Origin of the sequence: Streptomyces sp. ISL-36, from assembly GCF_018614205.1 — a bacterium.
Taxonomy (GTDB): domain Bacteria; phylum Actinomycetota; class Actinomycetes; order Streptomycetales; family Streptomycetaceae; genus Streptomyces.
This window is the reverse complement of record NZ_JAGGOS010000056.1, coordinates 18,162-42,213: the sequence shown is the minus strand read 5'-3', so window position 1 is coordinate 42,213 and position 24,052 is coordinate 18,162. Positions and strand designations below refer to the sequence as shown.

General features: G+C 71.5%; 18 protein-coding genes. 10 read left to right on the top strand and 8 right to left on the bottom strand.

What is annotated here, in order from left to right:
* Positions 1 to 36: 36 nt before the first annotated feature.
* Both J7E93_RS15455 and J7E93_RS15450 read right to left on the bottom strand, forming a co-directional pair.
* The gene (locus tag J7E93_RS15455; RefSeq protein WP_215069672.1) at positions 37 to 1,065 is read right to left on the bottom strand and encodes a LacI family DNA-binding transcriptional regulator; all 1,029 of its coding nucleotides are present in this window, start codon (positions 1,063 to 1,065) and stop codon (positions 37 to 39) included.
* A gap of 25 nt (positions 1,066 to 1,090) precedes the next feature.
* Positions 1,091 to 2,797 (bottom strand): glycoside hydrolase family 13 protein, encoded by a 1,707-nt coding sequence (locus J7E93_RS15450; RefSeq protein WP_215069670.1) that lies wholly within the window; start codon positions 2,795 to 2,797, stop codon positions 1,091 to 1,093.
* Between the two features lie 336 nt (positions 2,798 to 3,133).
* On the opposite strand from J7E93_RS15450, the gene J7E93_RS15445 reads away from it, so the two are divergent.
* The 7 genes from J7E93_RS15445 (at position 3,134) to pulA (ending at position 16,646) form a co-directional block, all read left to right on the top strand.
* Entirely contained in the window at positions 3,134 to 4,408 is a 1,275-nt protein-coding gene (locus J7E93_RS15445; protein ID WP_215069668.1) for an extracellular solute-binding protein, read from the top strand.
* A 20-nt stretch (positions 4,409 to 4,428) separates the two neighbouring features.
* Positions 4,429 to 5,442 (top strand): carbohydrate ABC transporter permease, encoded by a 1,014-nt coding sequence (locus tag J7E93_RS15440; protein ID WP_215069666.1) that lies wholly within the window; start codon positions 4,429 to 4,431, stop codon positions 5,440 to 5,442.
* Complete coding sequence (locus J7E93_RS15435) at positions 5,436 to 6,302, top strand: sugar ABC transporter permease (RefSeq protein WP_215069683.1); 867 nt, start codon at positions 5,436 to 5,438, stop codon at positions 6,300 to 6,302. Before J7E93_RS15440 ends, J7E93_RS15435 begins: the two co-directional genes overlap by 7 nt.
* Before the next feature lie 98 nt (positions 6,303 to 6,400).
* A complete protein-coding gene (locus J7E93_RS15430) occupies positions 6,401 to 8,074 on the top strand; it encodes a glycoside hydrolase family 13 protein (protein WP_215069664.1) in 1,674 nt (557 codons plus the stop codon).
* Positions 8,062 to 9,120, top strand: a complete 1,059-nt coding sequence (locus J7E93_RS15425) for a LacI family DNA-binding transcriptional regulator (RefSeq protein ID WP_215069662.1) — start codon at positions 8,062 to 8,064, stop codon at positions 9,118 to 9,120. The genes J7E93_RS15430 and J7E93_RS15425 overlap by 13 nt, the downstream gene beginning before the upstream one ends.
* Positions 9,121 to 9,457: 337 nt before the next feature.
* Complete coding sequence (locus J7E93_RS15420) at positions 9,458 to 11,161, top strand: carbohydrate-binding module family 20 domain-containing protein (RefSeq protein WP_215069660.1); 1,704 nt, start codon at positions 9,458 to 9,460, stop codon at positions 11,159 to 11,161.
* A 67-nt stretch (positions 11,162 to 11,228) separates the two neighbouring features.
* Complete coding sequence (pulA, locus tag J7E93_RS15415; protein ID WP_215069658.1) at positions 11,229 to 16,646, top strand: pullulanase-type alpha-1,6-glucosidase; 5,418 nt, start codon at positions 11,229 to 11,231, stop codon at positions 16,644 to 16,646.
* Here the strand turns inward: pulA and J7E93_RS15410 are convergent.
* On the bottom strand, positions 16,633 to 17,172 hold the full coding sequence (locus J7E93_RS15410; protein ID WP_215069652.1) for an N-acetyltransferase: 540 nt from the start codon (positions 17,170 to 17,172) through the stop codon (positions 16,633 to 16,635). The genes pulA and J7E93_RS15410 overlap by 14 nt on opposite strands.
* Positions 17,173 to 17,224: 52 nt before the next feature.
* Between J7E93_RS15410 and J7E93_RS15405 the strand changes: the two genes are divergently transcribed.
* Positions 17,225 to 17,557, top strand: coding sequence for a 5-carboxymethyl-2-hydroxymuconate Delta-isomerase (locus tag J7E93_RS15405; protein WP_215069650.1), 333 nt, complete (start codon positions 17,225 to 17,227; stop codon positions 17,555 to 17,557).
* On the opposite strand, the gene J7E93_RS15400 is transcribed toward J7E93_RS15405, so the two are convergent.
* Complete coding sequence (locus J7E93_RS15400; protein ID WP_215069648.1) at positions 17,542 to 18,255, bottom strand: TetR/AcrR family transcriptional regulator; 714 nt, start codon at positions 18,253 to 18,255, stop codon at positions 17,542 to 17,544. The genes J7E93_RS15405 and J7E93_RS15400 overlap by 16 nt on opposite strands.
* A gap of 38 nt (positions 18,256 to 18,293) precedes the next feature.
* Between J7E93_RS15400 and J7E93_RS15395 the strand changes: the two genes are divergently transcribed.
* Positions 18,294 to 18,638: a hypothetical protein gene (locus J7E93_RS15395; RefSeq protein WP_215069646.1), complete on the top strand. Its 345-nt coding sequence runs from the start codon at positions 18,294 to 18,296 to the stop codon at positions 18,636 to 18,638.
* A gap of 31 nt (positions 18,639 to 18,669) precedes the next feature.
* On the opposite strand, the gene J7E93_RS15390 is transcribed toward J7E93_RS15395, so the two are convergent.
* The 4 genes from J7E93_RS15390 to J7E93_RS15375 form a co-directional block, all read right to left on the bottom strand.
* Positions 18,670 to 19,731: a PDR/VanB family oxidoreductase gene (locus tag J7E93_RS15390; protein WP_215069644.1), complete on the bottom strand. Its 1,062-nt coding sequence runs from the start codon at positions 19,729 to 19,731 to the stop codon at positions 18,670 to 18,672.
* A complete protein-coding gene (locus J7E93_RS15385) occupies positions 19,731 to 20,615 on the bottom strand; it encodes a metal-dependent hydrolase (RefSeq protein ID WP_215069643.1) in 885 nt (294 codons plus the stop codon). Before J7E93_RS15385 ends, J7E93_RS15390 begins: the two co-directional genes overlap by 1 nt.
* 102 nt (positions 20,616 to 20,717) lie before the next feature.
* The gene (locus J7E93_RS15380) at positions 20,718 to 22,658 is read right to left on the bottom strand and encodes a hypothetical protein (protein ID WP_215069641.1); all 1,941 of its coding nucleotides are present in this window, start codon (positions 22,656 to 22,658) and stop codon (positions 20,718 to 20,720) included.
* A gap of 49 nt (positions 22,659 to 22,707) precedes the next feature.
* On the bottom strand, positions 22,708 to 23,508 hold the full coding sequence (locus J7E93_RS15375; protein WP_215069640.1) for a tyrosine-protein phosphatase: 801 nt from the start codon (positions 23,506 to 23,508) through the stop codon (positions 22,708 to 22,710).
* A gap of 118 nt (positions 23,509 to 23,626) precedes the next feature.
* Between J7E93_RS15375 and J7E93_RS15370 the strand changes: the two genes are divergently transcribed.
* Complete coding sequence (locus J7E93_RS15370; RefSeq protein WP_251066591.1) at positions 23,627 to 24,046, top strand: hypothetical protein; 420 nt, start codon at positions 23,627 to 23,629, stop codon at positions 24,044 to 24,046.
* Positions 24,047 to 24,052: the final 6 nt, after the last annotated feature.

The window sequence follows — 24,052 nt, the reverse complement described above, 5'->3', positions numbered from 1 at the left end:
CGCTCCGCCCTGAGTACGACGTCGGAGGGCGGAATATCAGGGGTTTCCCTGGCTCGGACCGGAAGCCGTTGAACCGCGAACGACCAGCTCGGGCATGAAGACGAACTCACTGTGCGGAGCCGGCGTCCCGCCGACCTCTTCGAGCAGCGCCCTGACCGCCGCCTGGCCCATCGCCTGCACGGGCTGGCGGATGGTGGTCAGCGGCGGATCGGTGAACGCTATGAGCGGGGAGTCGTCGAAGCCGACCACCGAGACATCCTTGGGGACGTGCAGCCCCTGCTGCCGGGCGGCGCGGATGGCTCCCAGCGCCATCATGTCGCTGGCGCAGACGATGGCGGTGCAGCCGGCGGAGATCAGGGCGCCGGCGGCGGCCTGCCCGCCCTCCAGGGTGTACAGCGAGTGCTGGATCAGCGGCTCGGACTCCTCCGGGGAGAGCCCGAGCCGCTCCTTCATGCCCCGCTGGAACCCCTCGATCTTGCGGAGCACCGGCACGAACCGCTTGGGCCCCACCGCGAGCCCGATCCGGGTGTGGCCGAGCGCGGCCAGGTGCGTCACGGCCAGCTGCATCGCGGCCCGGTCGTCGGGCGAGACGAAGGGGGCCTGGACCTTGGGGGAGAAGCCGTTGATCAGGACGTACGGGACACCCTTGCCGCGCAGCTGGTCGTAGCGCGTCATGTCGGCGGTGGTGTCGGCGTGGAGTCCGGAGACGAAGATGATCCCGGAGACCCCGCGCTCGACGAGCATGTCGGTCAGCTCGTCCTCGGTGGAGCCGCCCGGTGTCTGGGTGGCGAGGACGGGGGTGTAGCCCTGACGGGTCAGGGCCTGCCCGATGACCTGCGCGAGGGCGGGAAAGATCGGGTTGTCCAGTTCGGGGGTTATCAGCCCGACGAGGCCGGCACTGCGCTGACGCAGGCGTACCGGCCGCTCGTATCCGAGGACGTCGAGAGCGGCAAGCACGGACTCACGGGTGGCCGAGGCCACACCGGGCTTGCCGTTGAGCACGCGGCTGACTGTGGCTTCACTGACCCCCGCCTGGGCTGCGATGTCGGCAAGCCGCGCGGTCATGGGATTGGACTGTACCGGTCGCACGTCAGATTGCCCACCAAACGGAGGACTCGGCGGGAACCCGGGCGGTCCGCGCTCCCGCGGCGGCGGGCGCGGACTCGCCCGCGGGCGAGGGCAGTACCGGTCCGGTGGACGCCGGCCGCGCTCCCGCACCGGCCCCTTCCTCGTCGGTGCGGGACGCGCTGCTCAGCAGGAGCGACCCCGGCTCCGGCAGGGTGAGGGCCGCCTCCCGCGCACCCGTGTTCAGGGCGACCACCACATCGCCCGACGCCGAGCGGCGCCGGAAGGCGAGGACGCCCTCCGGGGCGTCCAGCCACTCGACCCCGTCGCCCGCGCCGAGGGCCGGATGGTCGCGGCGGATCCGGAGGGCCGCGCGGTAGAGCTCCAGCGTGGAGCCCGGGTCGCCTGTCTGGGCCGCCACGCTCAGGTCGGCCCACTCGGGGGGCTGCGGCAGCCAGGAGCCGGCCGGGCCGAAGCCGTACGACGGGCCCTCGGCGGACCACGGCAGCGGGACCCGGCAGCCGTCGCGCAGCCCGTCCTGTCCGTCCCCCCGCAGGAACGCCGGGTCCTGGCGGAGCTCGCCCGGCAGGTCGGTGACCTCGGGCAGCCCCAGCTCCTCGCCCTGGTAGACGTACGCCGACCCCGGCAGCGCCAGCATCAGCAGCGCCGCCGCCCGGGCCCGCGCGAGGCTGCCGTACCGCGTGGTGTGCCGGACCACGTCGTGGTTGGAGAGCACCCAGGTCGTCGGCGCCCCCACCGACGCCGTGGCCCGCAGCGACTCCTCCACGACCGCCCGCAGCGCGGCCGCGTCCCAGACGCAGTTGAGGAACTGGAAGTTGAACGCCTGGTGCAGTTCGTTCGGCCGTACGTACAGGGCGAGGCGCTCCGGCGTCGGCGCCCAGGCCTCCGCGACCCCGATGCGGTCGGGGCCGTACGACTCCAGGAGGCGCCGCCAGTGGCGGTGGATCTCGTGCACCCCGTCCTGGTCGAAGAAGGGCAGCCGCTGGATGCCGATCAGCTTCGCCTGCTGCCCGTGCCCGATGTCGGGCAGCCCCTCCGCCTTGACCATGCCGTGGGCCACGTCGATCCGGAACCCGTCGACGCCCAGGTCGAGCCAGAAGCGGAGCACGGAGTCGAACTCGGCCCGTACCTGCTCGTTCTTCCAGTTCAGGTCCGGCTGCTCGGGCGCGAAGAGGTGGAGGTACCAGGTGCCGTCGTCGACCCTCGTCCAGGCGGGCCCGCCGAAGACGGACTCCCAGTCGTTGGGGGGCTCGGCGCCGCCCGGCCCGCGGCCCGGGCGGAAGACGTAGCGGTCCCGGCCCACCCCGGCCAGGGCCGCCTCGAACCAGGGGTGCCGCGCCGAGGTGTGGTTGGGGACGATGTCCACGATGACCCGCAGGCCCAGCGCGTGCGCCGCGCGCACCAGGTCGTCGGCGTCGGCCAGGTCCCCGAAGACCGGATCGACGGCCCGGTAGTCGGCCACGTCGTACCCCCCGTCCGCCTGCGGGGAGGCGTAGAACGGGGTCAGCCAGACCGCGTCCGCGCCGAGCCCGGCCACGTGCGCGAGCCGTTCCCGGGCTCCGCGCAGGTCCCCGATCCCGTCGCCGTCGCTGTCCGCGAAGGAACGGACGTACACCTGGTAGATGACGGCATCCCGCCACCACTCCACGGAGCTGTCGCAAGGAGTTGCAAGGGCGGCGGTCGGCGGCGTGGAGGTGAGCTCGTGGGCCATGTGCGGTGTCCCTCTCGCATGTTCCGGGTGCTGGTCGTCGTACTGACAACGAGGTCAGGCCGGTCATGAAACGGTCCTGCAAGTGATGACGCAAAGGCTTGCAGCCTGTCCCGGCCGCCGCAAGACCGCCTCCTTTCCCACTGTCAAGCGACTCCTCGGCAACCTTCGGGACACGCGGATGTAACGATCCCCGGTCCTTGCAGAAATTTCCCGCAAGCTCTTTCGGCGCGTTTTCAACCCTGTTACGTTCCTGGCAACCCGGCGCGCCGCGAGGGAGCGGTCGCATGAGGAAGGTCTTCCCCCTCGTTCACCCGGGATCGTTCTGAAGGAGTTCACATGCGGCGTGGCATAGCGGCCACCGCGCTGGTCGCGGCCCTGGGCGTGACCCTGGCGGCGTGCGGAAGTGACGACGGCAACGCCGGCGGTACGAACGGCTCGGGCGAGCTGTCCGGCACCGTCACCTGGTGGGACACCTCCACCGTCGGTTCCGAGGACAAGGTCTTCAAGAAGGTCGCCGAGGACTTCACCAAGAAGCACCCGAAGGTCACCGTCAAGTACGTGAACGTGCCGTTCGGTGAGGCGCAGAACAAGTTCAAGAACGCCGCCCAGTCCGGCTCCGGCGCCCCCGACGTCATCCGCTCCGAGGTCGCCTGGACCCCCGAGTTCGCGGACCTCGGCTACCTGGCGCCGCTCGACGGCACCGCGGCGCTGAAGAACGAGGGCGACTTCCTCAAGCAGGCCGCCGCCTCCACGAAGTACAACGGCAAGACCTACGCCGTGCCGCAGGTCATCGACTCCATGGGCATCTTCTACAACAAGAAGATCTTCAAGGAGGCCGGTGTCGAGGTCCCCAAGACCATCGCCGAGCTGAAGACCGTCTCCGCCAAGATCAAGGAGAAGACCGGCAAGACCGGTCTCTACCTGCGCGGCGACGACGCGTACTGGTTCCTCTCCTTCCTCTACGGCGAGGGCGGCGACCTGGTCAACGCCGACTCCAAGACGGTCACCGTCGACAACGCCGCCGGTGTGAAGGCCCTGACCACCGTCAAGGACCTGGTCGACTCCGGCGCCGCCAAGACCGACGCCACGGACGGCTGGAACAACATGCAGACCGCCTTCAAGGAAGGCAAGGTCGCCATGATGATCAACGGCCCGTGGGCCGTCGCCGACACCTACGCCGGCAAGGAGTTCACCGACAAGGCGAACCTCGGCATCGCGCCGGTCCCCGCCGGTTCCGCCGGTCAGGGCGCCCCGCAGGGCGGTCACAACCTCGCCGTCTACGCGGGCTCCAAGAACCTGCCCGCCTCCTACGCCTTCGCCGAGTACATGACCTCCGCCGAGACGCAGGGCAAGATCGCCACCGAGCTGAGCCTGCTGCCGACCCGCGAGTCCGTGTACATCAAGCCCGAGGTCGCGAGCAACGAGATGATCGGCTTCTTCAAGCCGGTCGTCGACAAGGCCGTCGAGCGCCCCTGGATTCCCGAGACCGGCAGCCTCTTCGCCCCGCTGGTCACCGAGTACACCAAGGTCCTCACCGGTCAGACCACTCCGGACAAGGGAGCCAAGGCCACGGGTGACGCCTACCGCAAGCTCCTGAAGGACTGGAAGTAACAAGGAAGGCAGGCCGGCTGATGGCTGTGGACACCAGCAGCCAGTCGGTGGCGAAGGCCGCGGGCGACGACGTCGCCCGCGGCCGGAGCCGCGGAACTGGCACCTCCGTGGGGCGAACCCGCCGTTCCCTCTCCACCCACTGGTACGCGTGGGCGATGGTCGCTCCGGTGGTGGTCGTGATCGGCGTGATCATCGGCTATCCCCTGGTCCGCGGGATCTACCTCTCGCTCACCGACGCGAACGAGCGCAACGTCGCACGGAGCATCGGCGTCAACCAGATCCCCGCGACGTACGAGTTCGTCGGGCTGGACAACTACGTCGACGCGCTCACCGGGACCCAGTTCCTCTCCACCCTCGGCTGGACGCTGGTGTGGACGATCTCCTGTGTCTCCGTCACCTTCGCTCTCGGCCTGGCTCTCGCCAACATCCTCAACCGCAGGATCGCCGGCCGCTCCGTCTACCGGATGCTGCTGATCCTGCCCTGGGCCGTGCCCGGCTTCGTCTCCGTCTTCGCCTGGCGCTTCCTCTACAACCAGGACAACGGCCTGCTCAACCAGATCCTGGCGGGCGGCGGCATCGACGCCGTGCCGTGGCTCAACGACCCGACCTGGGCGAAGTTCTCGGTCATCGCCGTCAACGTCTGGCTCGGCATCCCGTTCATGATGGTCGCCCTCCTCGGCGGACTGCAGTCCATCCCCGGTGAGCTCTACGAGGCCGCCGAGATGGACGGCGCGAACGCCTGGCAGCGCTTCCGCCACATCACCCTGCCCGGCCTGCGCTCGGTCTCCACCACCGTGATCCTGCTGAGCACCATCTGGACCTTCAACATGTTCCCGGTGATCTTCCTGCTCACCCGGGGCGGACCCGGCGAGGCCACCCAGATCCTGGTCACCCAGGCGTACAAGTTCTCCTTCGAGATCAGCCCCCGTGACTTCGCCCAGTCGTCCACCTGGGGCGTGCTGATCCTGGTCCTCCTGATGGCCTTCGCCGCGATCTACCGGCGAGTCCTCCGCAAGCAGGGAGAAGTCTGGTGACCACCGCACAGACCACCGCCACCCGCGCGCCGATCCGCGGCCGCCGTTCGCCGCTCGCCTCGATCGGGCTGCACCTCACCCTGATCGTCGCCTCCGTGATCGCCGTCTTCCCGGTGCTGTGGGTCCTGCTCACCTCGCTCAAGCCGGCGAAGTACGCGATCACCACCGACTTCTTCAGGGAGACGACGCTCGCGAACTACACCGACCTGCTGGAGAACACCGAGTTCCTCACCTGGTTCGGCAACTCGCTGCTCATCGCGGGCCTCACCACGCTCCTCGGCGTCTTCATCGCCTCCACCACCGGCTACGCCGTCAGCCGCTTCCGCTTCCCCGGCAAGCGCGGACTGATGTGGACGCTGCTGATCACCCAGATGTTCCCGGTCGCCGTCCTGATCGTGCCGATCTACAACATCATGTCGTCGCTCGGCCTGCTGAACAGGTCGGCCGGTCTGGTCATCACGTACCTCACCATCGCCGTGCCGTTCTGCGCCTGGATGATGAAGGGCTTCTTCGACACCATCCCGCGCGAGATCGACGAATCGGGCCAGGTCGACGGCCTCAACCCGTTCGGCACCTTCTGGCGGCTGATCCTGCCGCTGGCCAAGCCCGGCATCGCGGTGACGGCGTTCTACTCCTTCATCACCGCCTGGGGCGAGGTCGCCTACGCCTCCGCGTTCATGGTCGGGGACGAGAACCTCACCCTCGCGGGCGGCCTGCAGAAGTTCGTCAACCAGTACGGCGCCCAGTGGGGTCCGATGTCCGCGGCCTCCGTACTCATCGCCATCCCGGCCGCGCTGGTGTTCCTCTTCGCCCAGCGGCACCTGGTGACCGGCATGTCCGCCGGCGCCGTCAAGGGCTGAGCCCCCCACTCGCACGTATACGAAGAACGGCGCCCGGCTCCGTCCCCTGTCGGCCGACGGAGCCGCGCCGCTCCCACCCCATACCTCCCAGGGAAGTCATGACCCAGCACCTCGCTGCCCCCGCCGCCGCCCCGACCACCGGCACGCACACGGGCTGGTGGAGAGACGCGGTGATCTACCAGGTCTACCCGCGCAGCTTCGCCGACGGTAACGGCGACGGCATGGGCGACCTGGACGGCATCCGCAGCCGGCTGCCGTACCTGAAGGAGCTCGGCGTCGACGCCGTCTGGCTCTCTCCCTTCTACGCCTCCCCGCAGGCCGACGCAGGCTACGACGTCGCCGACTACCGGGCCATCGACCCGATGTTCGGCTCCCTCCTCGACGCCGACGCGCTGATTCGCGAGGCGCACGAGCTGGGCCTGCGGATCATCGTCGACCTGGTCCCCAACCACTCCTCCGACCAGCACGAGTGGTTCCAGCGCGCGCTGCGCGAGGGCCCCGGCTCGCCCCTGCGCGAGCGCTACCACTTCCGTACCGGCAAGGGCGAGAACGGCGAACTGCCCCCCAACGACTGGGAGTCCATCTTCGGCGGCCCCGCCTGGACGCGGGTCACCGAGCCGGACGGCACCCCGGGGGAGTGGTACCTGCACCTCTTCGCACCTGAGCAGCCCGACTTCAACTGGGAACACCCCGCCGTACGCGACGAGTTCCGCTCCATCCTGCGCTTCTGGCTCGACATGGGCGTCGACGGCTTCCGGGTCGACGTCGCCCACGGCCTGGTCAAGGCCGAGGGGCTCCCGGACATCGGCGCCCACGACCAGCTGAAGCTGCTCGGCAACGACGTCATGCCCTTCTTCGACCAGGACGGCGTCCACGAGATATACCGCTCCTGGCGCCAGGTGCTCTCCGAGTACGACGGAGAGCGCGTCCTCGTCGCCGAGGCCTGGACCCCGACCGTCGAGCGCACCGCCCACTACGTGCGCCCCGACGAGATGCACCAGGCGTTCAACTTCCAGTACCTGGGCACCCATTGGGACGCCGTGGAGCTGCGCCGGGTGATCGACGCCTCGCTCGCCGCGATGCGCCCGGTCGGCGCCCCCACCACCTGGGTGCTCTCCAACCACGACGTGACCCGGCACGCGACCCGCTTCGCCAATCCGGCGGGCCTCGGCACCCAGCTGCGCGAGCCCGGCGACCGCGCCCTCGGCCTGCGCCGGGCGCGGGCCGCGACCCTGCTGATGCTGGCGCTGCCCGGCTCGGCCTACGTCTACCAGGGTGAGGAGCTCGGCCTGCCGGACGTCACCGACCTGCCCGACGAGGTCCGCCAGGACCCGTCGTTCTTCCGGGCCACCGGCCAGGACGGCTTCCGCGACGGCTGCCGCGTCCCCATCCCGTGGACCGTCGAGGGCTCCTCGTACGGCTTCGGCAGTGGCGGCAGCTGGCTGCCGCAGCCCGCCACGTGGGGCGGGCTCAGCGTCGAGGCGCAGGCCGGGGACCCCGGCTCCACCCTGGAGCTGTACCGCAGCGCGCTCGCGGTGCGCCGCGAACAGCCCGGGCTCGGTGCGGGCGAAGAGATCGAGTGGATGGAGGCGCCCGAGGGCGTCCTCTCCTTCCGCCGCGACGGCTTCGTCTGCACCGCCAACACCACCGGCCGGGCCATCTCCGTCCCGCTGCCCGGCCGGTTCCTGCTTGCCAACGAGCCGGTGGGGCTCTCCCCGGCGGACGGGGTGGTGGAGCTGCCCGCCGACACCACCGTCTGGTGGGCGGTGTGACGATCCCCCTGCCGCGGGGCGCCGGGAACGGCGCCCCGCGGCTCGCGGACATCGCGGCCCAGTCGGGGGTCAGCGAGGCCACCGTCAGCCGTGTCCTCAACGGCAAGGCGGGCGTGGCCGGCGCGACCCGGCACAGGGTGCTGGCCGCGCTCGACGTGCTCGGCTACGAGCGTCCGGTACGGCTGAAGCGGCGCAGCGCGGGCCTGGTCGGCCTGGTCGTGCCCGAGCTGACCAACCCCATCTTCCCGGCGTTCGCCCAGGTCATCGAGCAGGTCCTGGCCGGACACGGCTACACCCCGGTCCTCTGCACCCAGATGCCCGGCGGCGCCACCGAGGACGAGCTGGTCGAGCAGCTGGAGGAGCGCGGGGTCACCGGCATCGTCTTCCTCTCCGGACTGCACGCGGACGCCACCGCCGACCCGTCGCGCTATGTCCGTCTTGCCGCGCGGGGCGTCCCGTTCGTCCTCATCAACGGCTTCAACGAGCGCGTCGACGCCAACTTCGTCTCGCCCGACGACCGGGCGGCGGCGCGGATGGCCGTACGGCACCTGGTCGAGCTGGGCCACGAGCGGATCGGACTCGCGATCGGCCCCACCCGGTACGTGCCCTCGCGGCGCAAGGCCGAGGGCTTCGCGGCCGAGCTCCACCACCTGCTGGGCATGGAGCGTGCGGAAGCCGAACGGTACGTCCGCCCCACCCTGTTCGGCGTCGAGGGCGGCCACGCGGCGGCCGACATCCTCCTCGACCAGGGGTGCACGGGAATCGTCTGCGGCTCCGACCTCATGGCGCTCGGCGCGATCCGCGCCGTACGCGCCCGTGGCCTCGACGTGCCCGACGACGTGTCGGTGGTCGGCTTCGACGACTCGCCGCTGATCGCGTTCACGGACCCGCCGCTGACGACCGTACGCCAGCCGGTGCAGGCGATGGCGACGGCGGCGGTCGGGGCGCTCCTCGAGGAGGTCGAGGGGAACCCGGTGCAGCGCACGGAGTTCGTCTTCCAGCCGGAGTTGGTGGTACGGGGGTCCACCGCTCAGCCGGGACGTTGACCGGACCGGCCGGCCGGGCGCGTGAGGCCCGTCCCCGGGGGGACGGGACCCTCGGCCGGCCGGCCCGGAGACGTGGTTGAACGTAGCACTACTGCAACTCCTTGCGTAAGAGCTTGCGTTGAGGAATCCGGATGATTTCCGGCATGTGGCGCGAGTGTGTCCAGGGGGTTGACCGGGCGGCGAGGCCCTCGTACGGTCACGTCCGAAAATAGTTGCTGCTGTCTTGCAGCAAGGGCTTGCGAAGCGGCGTCCGCACCGCCGTCCGTATCGCCCGCCGTACCGCCCGCACCGCCCCTGCACCACCCCCCCCCGCACCTCCCCTTCAGCAGGAGGAAACATGGCCAGAAAGACCGTGGCCGCTGCACTCGCCGTCGTGGCGGGAGCCGCTGTGGCCGTCACGGCACCCGCCCCCGCGCAGGCCGCCCCGCCCGGTGAGAAGGACGTCACCGCGGTGATGTTCGAGTGGAAGTTCGCCTCCGTGGCGAAGGCCTGCACCGAGCAGCTCGGCCCCGCCGGGTACGGCTACGTCCAGGTCTCGCCGCCCCAGGAACGTATCCAGGGCTCCGCCTGGTGGACCGCCTACCAGCCCGTCAGCTACAAGATCGCCGGCCCCCTCGGCGACCGCACCGCCTTCAAGAGCATGGTCGACACCTGCCACGCGGCGGGCGTGAAGGTCGTCGCCGACACCGTCATCAACCACATGGCGAACGCCTCCGGTACGGGCACCGGCGGCACCTCCTTCTCCAAGTACGACTACCCCGGCCTGTACTCGGGCGGCGACATGGACGACTGCCGCGCCACGATCTCGAACTACCAGGACCGGGCCAACGTCCAGAACTGCGAGCTCGTCGGCCTCCCGGACCTCGACACCGGCGAGGACTGGGTGCGCGGCCGGATCGCCGCCTACATGAACGACCTGCTGACGCTCGGCGTCGACGGCTTCCGCGTCGACGCGGCCAAGCACATGCCGGCCGCCGACCTCGCGAACATCAAGTCGCGGCTCACCAACCCGGGCGTCTACTGGAAGCAGGAGGCGATATTCGGCGCGGGCGAGGCCGTCTCGCCCAGCGAGTACCTCGGCAACGGGGACGTGCAGGAGTTCCGCTACGCACGGGACCTCAAGCGGATCTTCGGCTCGGAGAAGCTCTCCTACCTGAGCAACTTCGGCGAGTCCTGGGGCTACATGTCCTCCGGCAAGTCCGGTGTCTTCGTCGACAACCACGACACCGAGCGCGGCGGCGACACCCTCAACTACAAGTCGGGCGCCACCTACACCCTGGCGAGCGTCTTCATGCTGGCCTGGCCCTACGGCTCCCCGGACGTCCACTCCGGCTACGAGTGGACCGACAAGGACGCCGGCGCGCCCAACGGCGGCCAGGTGAACGCCTGCTACAGCGACGGCTGGAAGTGCCAGCACGCCTGGCGCGAGATCGCCTCCATGGTCGGCTTCCGCAACGCCGCCCGGGGCACCTCGGTCACCAACTGGTGGGACAACGGCAACAACGCGATCGCCTTCGGGCGCGGCGCCAAGGCGTTCGTGGCGATCAACCACGAGGGCTCGTCCCTCAGCCGTACCTTCCAGACCTCGCTGCCCGCCGGCACCTACTGCGACGTGCAGAGCAATACCGGCGTGACGGTGAACTCGGCGGGCCAGTTCACGGCCACGCTGGCCGCGAACACGGCGGTGGCACTGCACGTCAACGCCAAGACGTGCGGCAGCGGCGGCACGACCCCGCCGCCCGCGACCAGCGGCGCCTCCTTCAACGTCAACGCCACGACCACCGTCGGCCAGAACATCTACGTCACCGGAGACCGGGCGGAGCTCGGCAACTGGTCCCCGGCCTCGGCCCTCAAGCTCGACCCCGCGGCCTACCCGGTCTGGAAGCTGGACGTCTCCCTGCCCGCGGGCACGTCCTTCGCGTACAAGTACCTCCGCAAGGACGCCGCGGGCAACGTCACCTGGGAGTCGGGCGCGAACCGCGTCGCGACGGTCCCCGCCTCGGGCCAGGTCGTCCTGAACGACACCTTCCGCACCTCCTGACAGCCCCACCACAGGGCCGCCCCCGCCGGGGGCGGCCCTCCTTCCCGTACCTCCAGGGAGAACCCTCGTGATACGCAAGAGAACGGCGGCCGCCGTGGCCACCGCCCTGTGCGCGGCCCTCGTGCCGGCCCTCCCCGCGGTCGCCGCGCCCCCGCCGCCACCCCCGCCCTCCGACAAGGCACTCGCCGCGCAGCCCGCGCGCCACGACCTCACCCGGGAGCAGTTCTACTTCGTCCTGCCCGACCGGTTCGCCAACGGGGACACCCGCAACGACCGCGGCGGGCTCACCGGCACCCGTCTCGACACCGGCTTCGACCCCACGGACAAGGGCTTCTACCAGGGCGGCGACCTCAAGGGGCTCACGCGGAAGCTCGACTACATCAAGGGCCTGGGCACCACCGCCATCTGGATGGCGCCGATCTTCAAGAACCAGCCCGTGCAGGGCACCGGCAAGGACGCGAGCGCCGGCTACCACGGCTACTGGATCACCGACTTCACCCAGGTCGACCCGCACTTCGGCACCAACGCCGACCTGGAGAAACTGATCGACCAGGCCCACGCCAAGGGCATGAAGGTCTTCTTCGACGTCATCACCAACCACACCGCCGACGTCGTCGACTACCGGGAGAAGTCCTACGGCTACCTCTCCAAGGGCGCCTTCCCCTACCTGACGAAGGACGGCGTCCCCTTCGACGACGCCGACTACGCCGGAGGTGCTGCCGGCACTCGCCGCTTCCCCGGCACGGACAACGACTCCTTCCCCCGCACGCCTGTCGTCGCCGCGGACAAGAAGAACCTCAAGGTCCCCTCCTGGCTCAACGACCCCACGATGTACCACAACCGGGGCGACTCCACCTTCGCCGGAGAGTCCTCCCAGTACGGCGACTTCGTCGGCCTGGACGACCTGTGGACCGAGCGTCCCGAGGTCGTCGAGGGCATGGAGAAGATCTACCAGCGCTGGGTGCGCGACTTCGACATCGACGGCTTCCGGATCGACACCGTCAAGCACGTCAACACCGAGTTCTGGACCCAGTGGGCCACCGCCCTCGACGAGTACGCCGCGAAGCACGGCCGCGACGACTTCTTCATGTTCGGCGAGGTCTACTCCGCCGACCCGGCGATCACCGCGCCGTACGTGACCGAGGGCCGCCTGGACGCCACCCTCGACTTCCCCTTCCAGGACGCGGCCCGCACCTTCGCCTCCCAGGGGGGCTCCGCCGACAAGCTGGCGAATCTCTTCGCCCAGGACTACCGCTACACCACCGACAAGGCCAACGCCTACGAATCGGTGCCCTTCCTCGGCAACCACGACATGGGCCGGTTCGGGGCGTTCCTCAAGCAGGACAACCCGAAGGCCGACGACGCCGAGCTGCTCCAGCGCTACCGGCTCGCCAACGAGCTGATGTTCCTCAGCCGCGGCAACCCCGTCGTCTACTACGGCGACGAGCAGGGCTTCACGGGCCCCGGCGGCGACAAGGACGCCCGCCAGACCCTGTTCGCCTCCCGGACCGCCGACTACCTCGACGACGACCGGATCGGCACCGACCGCACCCACGCGGACGACGCCTACGACACCTCGCACCCGCTCTACCGGCAGATCGCCGCGCTCGCCGAGCTCACGCGGAAGAACCCCGCACTACGCGACGGCGTCCAGCAGCAGCGGTACGCCGAGGGCTCGGTCTACGCCTTCTCCCGTACCGACGCCCGTACCGACGCCCGTACCGACTCCCGTGCGAAGCCCGCGCCGGCCGAGTACGTGGTCGCCGTCAACAGCTCCACCGAGGCGAAGACCGTCGAGATCCCGACCGGTTCCGCCGCGGGCACCGCCTTCACCGCGATCCACGGCGGCGACGCCCGGGTCACCAGCGGCGCCGACACGAAGATCAAGGTCACCGTCCCGGCGCTCGGCTCCCTCGTCCTCAAGGCCGCGCAGCCGCTCGCCACGCCCGGCGCGCAGCCGACGATCACCCTCGAGGCGCCCGCGGCCGGTGCCACCGGCACCGTCGAGATCTCCGCCGACGTCGACGGCGGGCAGCTGAACCGCGTCGTCTTCGCCGCCCAGACCGGCCACGGAAAGTGGCAGGTCCTCGGCTCCGCCGACCACGCCCCGTACAAGGTCACCCAGAAGGTCACCGCCCCCGCCGGCACCGCCCTGCGCTACAAGGCCGTCGTCGTCGACAGCGCCGGCCGCACCGCGAGCGCGACCGCCGCGACCACCAGCGGCGCCCCGGCCGTCGAGCAGCCGCCGACCGCCACCCAGCGCGACCACGCGATCGTCCACTACAAGCGCGCGGACGGGAACTACGACGACTGGGGCCTCTACACCTGGGGCGACATCGCCGACGGCGAAGGCACCACCTGGCCCGCGGGCAAGCCCTTCACCGGCCGTGACGCGTACGGCGCCTTCGCCTACGTCAAGCTCAAGCCCGGCGCCTCCTCGGTCGGCTTCATCGCCGTGAACAAGGACGGCGTCAAGGACACCGACGCCGACCGCGCCGTCGACCTCTCCCGTACCGGCGAGGTCTGGATCGAGCAGGGCAAGCCCGAGGTCCTCAACACCGCGCCCGCCGGCGCCTACCCGCCGCAGGACACGACCAAGGCCGTCCTGCACTACCAGCGCGCCGACGGGAACCACGCCGGCTGGGGCCTGCACACCTGGACCGGCGCGGCGAACCCGACCGACTGGACCAAGCCGCTGGAGCCGGTCCGCACCGACGCCTACGGCGCCGTCTACGAAGTCCCGCTCGCGCCCGGCGCGACCTCGCTCAGCTACATCCTCCACAAGGGCGACGAGAAGGACCTCCCCACCGACCAGTCCCTCGACCTCAAGGCCGTCGGCCACGAGGTCTGGATGCTCGGCGGCCAGGAGAAGTACCTCCTTCCGCAGCCCAAGGGCAGCGGCGCGGCGCTCGACCTCACCAAGGCCCAGGCCGTCTGGATCGACGAGACCACCCTCGCCTGGAACGGCAACGACACCGCCGCCTCCAGCGTGCTGCTCTCCTCCCGCGACGGCTCCCTCGCCGTCGAGGACGGCGCCCTCACCGGCGACCGCCAGGTGCTGCGGCTGACCCGGACCGAGCTGACCGCCGCGCAGAAGGCCGCCTTCCCGCACCTGAAGACGTACGGCGCCTTCACCGTCGACCCGCGCGACCGCGACCGGATCCGCGAGGCCCTCAAGGGTCAGCTCGTCGCCGCCCAGTACGCGGCGAACGGCGCCGTCCTGACCGCCACCGGCGTCCAGCTCGCCGGCGTCCTCGACGACCTGTACGCGCCGAAGGCCACCACGGCCTTTCTCGGCCCGGTCTTCCGTGACGGCCGCCCCACCCTCTCCCTGTGGGCCCCCACCGCCCAGTCCGTCGCCCTCGAACTCGACGGCAGGACCGTCCCCATGCGCCGCGACGCCACCTCCGGCGTCTGGTCGGTCACCGGCACCCGCGCGTGGACCGGCAAGCCGTACCGGTACGTGGTGAAGGTCTGGGCGCCCAGCGTCCGGCAGATCGTCACCAACAAGGTCACCGACCCCTACGCCACCGCCCTGACCACCGACTCCACCCACAGCCTCGTCGTCGACCTCGCCGACCCGAAGCTCGCCCCCCAGGGCTGGACCGCGCTGAAGAAGCCCGCCGCCGTACCGCTGCGGGACGCGCAGATCCAGGAGCTGCACATCCGCGACTTCTCCCTCGCGGACCCGACCGCCCCCGCGGACCACCGGGGCACCTACCTCGCCTTCACCGACGCGAGCAGCAAGGGCTCCCGGCACCTGAAGGCCCTCGCCGACTCCGGCACCTCCTACGTCCACCTCCTGCCGGCCTTCGACATCGGCACCATCCCCGAGAAGAAGTCCGAGCAGACCACCCCGGCCTGCGACCTGAAGGTCTACGCCCCCGACTCCGAGGAGCAGCAGGCCTGCGTGGCCGCCGCCGCGGCCAAGGACGCCTACAACTGGGGCTACGACCCGCTGCACTACACGGTGCCCGAGGGCTCCTACGCCACCGACCCCGAAGGCACCCGCCGCACGGTCGAGTTCCGGCAGATGGTCGCCTCCCTCAACGGCGCGGGACTGCGCACCGTCATGGACGTCGTCTACAACCACACGGTCGCCGCCGGACAGGCCGACAAGTCCGTCCTCGACAAGATCGTGCCCGGCTACTACCAGCGGCTCCAGGCCGACGGCTCCGTCGCCACCTCCACCTGCTGTGCCAACACCGCGCCCGAGAACGCCATGATGGGCAAGCTCGTCGTCGACTCGATCGTCACCTGGGCCAAGCAGTACAAGGTGGACGGCTTCCGCTTCGACCTCATGGGCCACCACCCGAAGGAGAACATCCTCGCCGTCCGCAAGGCCCTGGACGCGCTCACCGTCGCCAAGGACGGCGTCGACGGAAAGGCGATCGTCCTCTACGGCGAGGGCTGGAACTTCGGCGAGATCGCCGACGACGCCCGCTTCGTCCAGGCCACCCAGAAGAACATGGCCGGAACCGGCATCGCCACCTTCTCCGACCGGGCCCGTGACGCCGTCCGCGGCGGCGGCCCCTTCGACGAGGACCCCGGCGTCCAGGGCTTCGCCTCCGGCCTCTTCACCGACCCCAACCCCTCGACCGCCAACGGCACCCCGGAGCAGCAGAAGGCCCGCCTCCTGCACTACCAGGACCTGATCAAGGTCGGTCTCTCCGGCAACCTGGCCGCGTACTCCTTCACCGACACCTCCGGGCGTACGGTCAAGGGCTCCCAGGTCGACTACAACGGCGCCCCGGCCGGCTACGCCGCCGCCCCCGGCGACGCCCTCGCCTACGCCGACGCCCACGACAACGAGACCCTCTACGACGCTCTCGCCTTCAAGCTCCCGGCGACCACCTCGGCCGCCGACCGGGCCAGGATGCAGGTCCTCGCCATGGCGACCGCGACGCTCTCCCAGGGCCCCGCGCTCTCCCAGGCGGGCTCGGACCTGCTGCGCTCCAAGTCTCTGGACCGCAACTCGTACGACAGCGGCGACTGGTTCAACGCGATCCACTGGGACTGCCGCGACGGCAACGGCTTCGGCCGCGGCCTGCCCCCGGCGGCCGACAACAAGGCCAAGTGGGGCTACGGAAAGCCGCTGCTCACCGCCCCGTCCCTGACGGTCGGCTGCGAGCAGATCGACGGCGCCTCGGCCGCCTACCGCGACCTGCAGAAGATCCGTACCACCGAGCCGGTCTTCTCCCTCACCAGCGCCGAGCAGGTCCAGGACGCCCTGTCCTTCCCGCTCTCCGGCACCGGCGAGACCCCCGGCGTGATCACCATGCGCCTCGGCGACCTGGTCGTGGTCTTCAACGCCACCCCGCAGCGGCAGACCCAGCGGGTCACCGCCCTGGCCGGAAAGGGCTACACCCTCCACCCGGTCCAGGCCGCGGGCACGGACGCCACGGTCAAGTCCGCCTCCTACGAGGCCGGTTCGGGCACCTTCACGGTCCCGGCCCGGACGGTGGCGGTGTTCACCGCACGCTGACGGACTTCTCCAGCAGCGTGACGCCATAACGCGTGCCGTCGGCGGCGAGCTTTCCCGGCTCCTCGCCGACGGCCGTGTACCCCGCGGCCTCGTAGTACGTCCGCAGCCGCGGGTTGCTCGACAGACAGTCCAGCCGCGCCACCGCCCGCCCCCGCAGGCCGATCCGCTCCTCCGCGTGCGCGAGCAGCGCCCGACCGGTCCCGGCGGGGGCGCTCTCCCGGTCCGTCATCAGCCGGTGGACATAGCCAGCCACCGGCGGCCGCGGCCCCCAGGCCTGCTCGTCCTCCCACCACAGCTCGTACGCGCCGACGACCCGGCCGACCTCTCCGCCTCCACGTCCTGGGTCGGACGCCAGCCACACCTCGCCCGCCGCGATCCGCGTCCGGAAGTGCTCCACGCCCTTGTCGCCGGGCTTCCACTGGTCGATCCCGCCGCGCAGCATCCACCGCGCGGCCCCGTCGAACAACCCGACCAGGAGGCCGAGGTCGCCGGCGTCCGCCTGCCGGAAGGTCACTTGTGCCGTCATGGCGATCACCGTGAAGGTGTGGGCAGACATCCTTTCGACCGGGAGCCCCCCCATGCCGCAGATCACCGTGGACTACTCCGCCCCCCTCGACCGGCGCGGCTTCGCGCTCGCCCTCCACCCGCTCGTCGTGGAGACGGTCGACACGCAGCTCGACAGCTGCAAGACCCGCTTCCGCGAGGTCGAGGAGACGGTCGTCGGGGACGGCTCGACCGACGACGTCGTCGTCCACGTCGAGATCGCCCTGCTGTCCGGCCGCTCCGACGAACTCAAGGCGCGGCTCGCGCAGGCCGTGCTCGACCTGCTGCCGCAGCACCTCAAGGCGACGGAAGGCGTACGGCTCTCCGTCGAGGTCCGTGACCTCGAAGCGTCCTACCGCAAGGGCTGAGCCGGCACCCGCGGCGCCAGCGCCAGAAGCCGGCCGACCAGATCACCGAACGGGCCGTCGGCCGGCTCGTCACCGAGGATCCGGATCAGGACGTCCGCCATCTCCTCGTCGTACGCGGCGCTCACGGCCGCCAGCGCCGCGAAGTCGTGCACCAGCTGCAACTCCAGCTCCCCGCGCGGCACCCGCCGCCCGTCCAGCCAGAGCAGCGCCGTCGACTCGGCCAGCGACACCCAGGAGCGGACGACCAGTTCCAGCCGCGCCGAGGGGCTCGCCACCTCCAGATGGGCCAGGATCTGCTCGTAGGCGGCCTGCCGCACCTCGTCGATCATCGCGTTCGTGGTGGAGGACCCCACCGCCGGCCCGCCGCGCATCAGCGCCGAGAAACCCGGCCCGTGCTCCTCCACGAAGTCGAAGAACCTGCCCATCACCCGCAGCAGCCGCGCCCCCAGCGGCCCCTGCGGCGGCTCCACGAACCGCGCGGCCAGCTCGTCGGCGGCCCGCCGCAGCGCCGCCTCGTACAGGCTCTGCTTGCCGGGGAAGTAGTGGTAGACCAGCGGCCGCGAGATCCCCGCGGCCGCGGCGATCTCGTCGATGGAGACCTCGTCGGGAGAGCGGTGGCTGAACAGCTCGAGGGCCACCCCGATCAGCTGCTGCTTGCGCTCCTCGACGCCCATCCTGCGGCGTACCCCGGTCGTCATGCGAACAGCCTAACGGGCGTCCGTTACGCTCCCACCACATGAGCGCTTCTGATCAGGACTCCCCGGCGGTTCAGGACTCCCCGGCGGTTCAGGGCTCCCCGGCGGTCGCCCCCGAGGGCGAGGCGACGGGCATGACGCCCAAGCAGGCACGCCATCTGCGGATAGCGGTCGCGGCCGTCCTGCTGGTCGCGATGGCGGCCGTCCTGGCGATCAGACTGGCCAGCCGTACGTCCGTGCTGGTCGTCGGCGTGTACGGGCTGGCCATGATCCTCTGCGGTGTGGTGATCGAACTCTCCCGCAACGGCCGTACCCGCCTGGGCACCTGGCTCCTGGCGGGCGGACTCGCCGCCGCACTGGCCTTCGACTGGCTGATCCTTCCCTGACCTCACAGGGCAATACACCCAGGGCCGCCCCCTAGAGGTCCAGAACCAGCCGTTCGCCCGCGCACCGCGACACGCAGATCAGCATGGAGTCGGTGCGCTCGGCGTCGGTGAGCAGTTCGTCCCGGTGGTCGATCTCGCCCTCCAGGACCCGCTGTTGACAGGTCCCGCAGAACCCCTGCTCGCAGGAGTACGAGACGCCCGGCACCTCGGCGCGGACCGCGGCGAGCACCGACTGGTCGGCCGCCACCGTCAACGTACGCCCGCTGCGCCGCAGTTCGACCTCGAAGGGGCCGCCGCCGGCCGTGGCGGCGGGGGAGAAGCGCTCCAGATACGGGCTCCGTCCCTCGGGCATCGCGGCGGCCACCGCGTCCATCAGGCCGTCCGGGCCGCAGCAGTACACGGCCGTCTCCTCGGGGACCCCGGAGAGGAAGCCGAGCTCCACGAGGCCCGACTCGTCCTCGGCGACGACCGTCACCCGGTCGCCCCCCAGCTTCTCGATCTCGTCGAGGTACGGCATGGTGGCGCGGCTGCGTCCGCCGTACAGCAGCCGCCAGTCGGCGCCGGCCCGGTCGGCGGCGCGCAGCATGGGCAGCAGGGGTGTGATGCCGATGCCGCCGGCGACGAAGACGTAGGCCGGGGCGTCGACGAGCGGGAAGCGGTTGCGGGGGCCGCGGATCTCGATCTCCGTGCCCTCGTGGAGCTGTTCGTGCACCTCGCGGGAGCCGCCCCGGCCGCCCCGCGCCTCCTCGATCAGGCGCGTCGCCACCGTGTACGTGTCGGGGTCGGCCGGGTCGCCGCAGAGCGAGTACTGCCGCACCAGGCCGGAGGGCAGCACCAGGTCGACGTGGGCGCCGGGCTGCCAGGCGGGCAGGCCGGTGCCCTCCAGGCGGAGCTGGACCACGCCCTCGGCGGGCGTGGTGCGCCCGGTGACGAGGACTTTCCTGGTGACGGTGGCGAGGCGGCCGCGGCCCGACGTCGGTTCGTCGAGGGCGGGCAGGGGCCACAGCGGGGCGGCGTTGATCCGGCGGCGCACGGCGCGCTTGGCGAGGAGCGCGGCTCCGGCGACCAGGGCGAGGGTGATCGGCCGGGGCATCAGCGGCCTCCGTTGGCGCCGGGGGAGGCGGCGAGGTAGGCCACGGCCTGGGCGGTGTCCCCCTCCTGGGAGGGGTGGTAGGAGCGGCGGAGGTAGCGGGGGACCGCCCGCAGCAGGTCGGGGGTGGAGGGCAGCACACCCTCCCTGCCCTTGCGGACGAGCTGCCCGACCGACGCCTTTCCGTCGATGAGCGTGGGGTCGTTCTCCATGAAGAAGCGGGTGCCGCGCTGCCAGAGGAAGACCAGTGCCGTGAAGGCGGTGGCCCAGGTGCGGGCCCGGCGACGGTATCCGCCGTCGAGGTGCATGAAGAGTTCGAACGCGACGGAGCGGTGCTCGACCTCCTCGGCGCCGTGCCAGCGCAGCAGGTCCAGCATGGTGGGGTCGGCGCCCCGGCGGTCGAGCTCCTCGGCGTTGAGGACCCAGTTGCCGAGGAAGGCGGTGTAGTGCTCGATGGCGGCGATGAGGGCGACCCGCTCCATCAGCCACCAGCGGCGCGGCCTGCCCGGCGGCAGGGTCCGGTCCCCGAGCAGCTTCTCGAAGAACCAGTCGACCTGGGCGGTGTAGGGCGTGGGGTCGAGGCCGAGCTGCTTGAGGTGGGGGAGCACGTCGTCGTGGGCCTGGGAGTGGACGGCCTCCTGACCGATGAAGCCGATGACGTCCGCGCGGAGCCGGTCGTCGGTGATGTACGGGAGTACCTGCTTGTAGACGTGCACGAACCAGCGTTCGCCGGCCGGCAGCAGCAGGTGCAGCACGTTGATGGTGTGGGTGGTGAACGGGTCGCCGGGAACCCAGTGGAGCGGGGTCTCCTCCCAGTCGAAGGAGACCTTCCGTGCCTTGAGTTCGATGTGCTCCGACGCCACCGGTGCAGGCCTCGTATTAGACATGGCGTCAATGTACTGAGAGGTAAGGAGTCGGCGACAGAGTCGTGCACGCGCTTTTTCCCGAGCATCGCGCCGCACCCACCACGGCGCGGCGCCTCCCGGCCGCTACCGCAGTGCGCTCACCCTCTCCCCGCTCCTCAGCGTGCCGTCGAGGTCCGCCCGGGCCCCCGGCTTCGCCTTCAGCGCCAGCAGATGCCCCTGCGCCCGGCCGACGACACCGCCCGAGGTCCGCAGCGAGGCGAGGTCATCGCTGCCCGCCGCCAGGACGTACCACTGGCCGCTCTTCGCCTGCCAGAGCACCCCGGCGAGGACCCGCGGCTCGCGCACCCCGCACGCCGGGGACTCGTCCGCCTTCGCCGCGAGCGCCGCCGCCGCGTCCGGCGCCGGGACCTGGAACTGGGCCAGCACCCTGCTCCCCGTACCCCGCCAGGTCTCCGCCCGCGTGCACAGCCAGGCAGCCCGCCCCGCGCCCTCGGGCAGCCGCTGTTCGGCGAACCGCCAGGCGTTCACCGACCGCACCCCGTGCGAACGGACCGCCACGAGCTGGCACGCCGTCCGCGCCCAGCCCGCCCGCGCCTCCGCCCCCGTCGGGTCCACCGGTGCCGCCGGCGGCCCGGAGGTCAGCCGGGCCGGCGCCAGCTCGCCCAGATCGGTCAGCAGCCGCGTCCCCGTCCCGTCCCGCACCTGCAGCGTGTTCCAGGACGCGCACCCCGGCGCCTGCACCGGGCTGAGCATCGCCCGGGTCAGCCCGTCCGCGTTCCGCTCCAGCGACCAGGGCTCCTTCGACGGCGCCAACAGGTCCCGCACCGCCGTCTCCCGTACCCAAGGTGCCGTCAGATAGCGGACATTGGCCGAGGTGCGCGAGGCGACGAGCGCCGAGGAGCCGACGGCGTCGGCCCCGTCCGTCCGTGCGAAGTCCAGCGCCGCCCCGCTCGTCTCCCCGACCGGCTCGGCATACCGCACCGCCCGCAGCCCGTCGTGGAACAGCACCACCCGCGATCCGTCGACCTCGCCCGCGTACAGCAGCTGCGGCGGCCCCATCGGCGGCCCCACCGGCGTCCCGGGCGTCGCGGAGGCCTGCACCGAACCGCCGGGCCGCGCCCACACCGCGAGCGCCCGCCGCAGCAGCGCCCGGTCGCCGGTCAGAGCCCCGCGGGCCGGCCAGACCGAGAAGTCCGTACGGGCGGAGTGCTGCCAGACCCCCGGGGGGACCCGCTTCAGCCGCCCCGGGTCGAGCGCCGCCTCGGCCGCCGGATTGCGCGCGTACGAGGGGGCCGCAGCACCGTTTCTCCCCCAGCCGTCCCCGGGCAGCCCGAGCAGCGTCCCGCACACCACCACGGCCGCCGCCGCGGCCAGCGCGGCCTTCCCGTGCTGGCGGCGGCGCATCAGATCCGTCGGCCGGGCCTGCAGCGAGCACGGGTCGAACTCGGGCGAGTCGAGCAGCGCGGCCGTGCCGATTCCGCCCGCCGCCTCCACGCCGTCCGCCGCGTCCAGGGCGGCCTGGGCATCCTCCACGCCCGCTGCCGTGAGCACCCGCAGCACCTCGGGATCCCCCTGCCGCTCCAGACCGCGCAGCACGTACGCCGCGCGGGCGGGCCCGGAGAGGGCGGAGAGCCGCTGGTCGAGGGCGAGTTCGTCGGCACCGCCGGCGCGCGGGAACAGCCGCAGCCCCCACACCTGCGGCAGCAGCGGCGGGAACTGTGCCCGCCGCGGCAGCGCCCACCGCCGCAGCGGCAGACCGGCGATCAGCGCCTGCCGGAGCACCTCGCCCCGCACGTACGCGTATCCGGGGTCGACCGCGTCCTCGGCGCGAACCGAGCAGCCCGGGGCAGCGGCCCCGGACGTCCTGCGGCGCGGCAGCGACCGCTGTACGAGCGCGTGGGCGGTCAGCACCCTCCGGTTGCGGCCCAGGGAGGGCGGCAGGACGAGATACGCGATCCGGACCAGCCGCGGGTAGTGCTCGACGAGCGCGGCCTCGGCCTGCTCGACGTCGACGGGACCGGGACCGGGACCGGCGGGGGAGGGGGCGAGATCCTGGGTGCTCACATTCAGCAGAACGAGCGAATGATCCGATGGTCACCCCGGGCGGTGGGGCTCAGGCCGCGTACACCGTCAGCCGTTCACGGATCACGTCCGTCACCTCGTCCGGGACGCCCAGCCCCTCCCTGACGTACTTCTCCATCGAGCCGTGCCGGACCGCCACCTCGTCGAGCGCCGCGGCCAGATACCCGGGCACGACCCCGATCAGCGCCAGTGCCAGCTCCGGGTCGCCGCCCTGCGCCGTGAACCCCTCGATCATCGGCGCGAACGCCTGCCGTACGGCCGTGTTGACCGACAGGTACTCCGCCATGACCGTGTCGTCGTCGGCCCCGAGCAGCGACAGCACGATCGTCGCCGCCCACCCGGTGCGGTCCTTGCCCGCCGTGCAGTGGAAGAGCAGCGGGCCGGCGTGCGGATCGCCCAGCTCGGTGAGGAAGGCCCGGTAGGCGGCGCGGGCGGAATCGGTGGAGACGAAGGCCCGGTAGGTCCGGGCGAAGGACTCCTGCGCCCGCCCGCCGCCGAGCACCTCCTCGGCAAGGACCGGGTTGGTGAGCAGCGTCTTCAGCCGGGCCGCGGGCGGCAGGCCGCTCGTGGCCAGATGGTCCGCGAGCACGTCCGCGACGATCAGGCGCCCGCCGTCCGGCAGGTGGTCGGGCCGGTCCGCGCGCTCGGCCGCGGTCCGGAAGTCGACGACGGTACGGATGCCCAGGCCGGTCACGATCGCGTCGGAGGGGTCGAGCCGGTCGAGCTGGCCCGAGCGGAAGGCCCGGCCGGGGCGGACGCTGCGACCCTCGCCGAGGGGCAGACCGCCCAGGTCCCGGAGGTTGGCGACGGTGACGGCGGGAATGGCGGGCATGGGCGTCGACTCCTCCGGATCGGTCCTTTTCGTACCAAACCGTAATCGATCGGATTCCACCACTCCTGGCGTTCGGCCACGCAGCGCCGAGCCGGGAGGGCAGGATGAGCGAATGTTGATGCGTACGCGGCGAACAGCGACGGTGGCCTTCCTGACCGCGAGCGTGCTGCTGACAGGCTGCGGGGAGAGCGCGCCCGAGGAGACCACCGGCACCCTGGAGCAGATCGCCGAGAAGGCGGCGTGCGAGCCGGACGTCCAGACGGACGCCGCCGAGCTGCGCCGGGCGAAGTGCGCGACCCAGGACGGGGCGTACGTCCTCCTCACCTTCACCACCGACCGTGGCCAGCGCGAGTGGATCAACGAGGCCAAGGACTACGGCGGTTCGTACCTCGTCGGCAGGAAGTGGACCGTGGCGGGCGACGCCCGGACGGTGGCACGCGTACGCGAACGGCTCGGCGGTCAGATCGAGACCGCCGAGCCGCACGCGTCGCACCCCTCGTCGCACCCTTCCGCGCACCCCTCGAAACACCAGCACTGAGCCGGA

Excerpts from the sequence above, each read along its gene's own strand:
- J7E93_RS15455 (WP_215069672.1), bottom strand. The coding sequence starts at position 1,065 with ATGACCGCGCGGCTTGCCGACATCGCAGCCCAGGCGGGGGTCAGTGAA.
- J7E93_RS15450 (WP_215069670.1), bottom strand. The coding sequence starts at position 2,797 with ATGGCCCACGAGCTCACCTCCACGCCGCCGACCGCCGCCCTTGCAACT.
- J7E93_RS15445 (WP_215069668.1), top strand. The coding sequence starts at position 3,134 with ATGCGGCGTGGCATAGCGGCCACCGCGCTGGTCGCGGCCCTGGGCGTG.
- J7E93_RS15440 (WP_215069666.1), top strand. The coding sequence starts at position 4,429 with ATGGCTGTGGACACCAGCAGCCAGTCGGTGGCGAAGGCCGCGGGCGAC.
- J7E93_RS15430 (WP_215069664.1), top strand. The coding sequence starts at position 6,401 with ATGACCCAGCACCTCGCTGCCCCCGCCGCCGCCCCGACCACCGGCACG.
- J7E93_RS15420 (WP_215069660.1), top strand. The coding sequence starts at position 9,458 with ATGGCCAGAAAGACCGTGGCCGCTGCACTCGCCGTCGTGGCGGGAGCC.
- J7E93_RS15410 (WP_215069652.1), bottom strand. The coding sequence starts at position 17,172 with ATGACGGCACAAGTGACCTTCCGGCAGGCGGACGCCGGCGACCTCGGC.
- J7E93_RS15405 (WP_215069650.1), top strand. The coding sequence starts at position 17,225 with ATGCCGCAGATCACCGTGGACTACTCCGCCCCCCTCGACCGGCGCGGC.
- J7E93_RS15400 (WP_215069648.1), bottom strand. The coding sequence starts at position 18,255 with ATGACGACCGGGGTACGCCGCAGGATGGGCGTCGAGGAGCGCAAGCAG.
- J7E93_RS15395 (WP_215069646.1), top strand. The coding sequence starts at position 18,294 with ATGAGCGCTTCTGATCAGGACTCCCCGGCGGTTCAGGACTCCCCGGCG.
- J7E93_RS15390 (WP_215069644.1), bottom strand. The coding sequence starts at position 19,731 with ATGCCCCGGCCGATCACCCTCGCCCTGGTCGCCGGAGCCGCGCTCCTC.
- J7E93_RS15385 (WP_215069643.1), bottom strand. The coding sequence starts at position 20,615 with ATGTCTAATACGAGGCCTGCACCGGTGGCGTCGGAGCACATCGAACTC.
- J7E93_RS15375 (WP_215069640.1), bottom strand. The coding sequence starts at position 23,508 with ATGCCCGCCATTCCCGCCGTCACCGTCGCCAACCTCCGGGACCTGGGC.
- J7E93_RS15370 (WP_251066591.1), top strand. The coding sequence starts at position 23,627 with ATGCGTACGCGGCGAACAGCGACGGTGGCCTTCCTGACCGCGAGCGTG.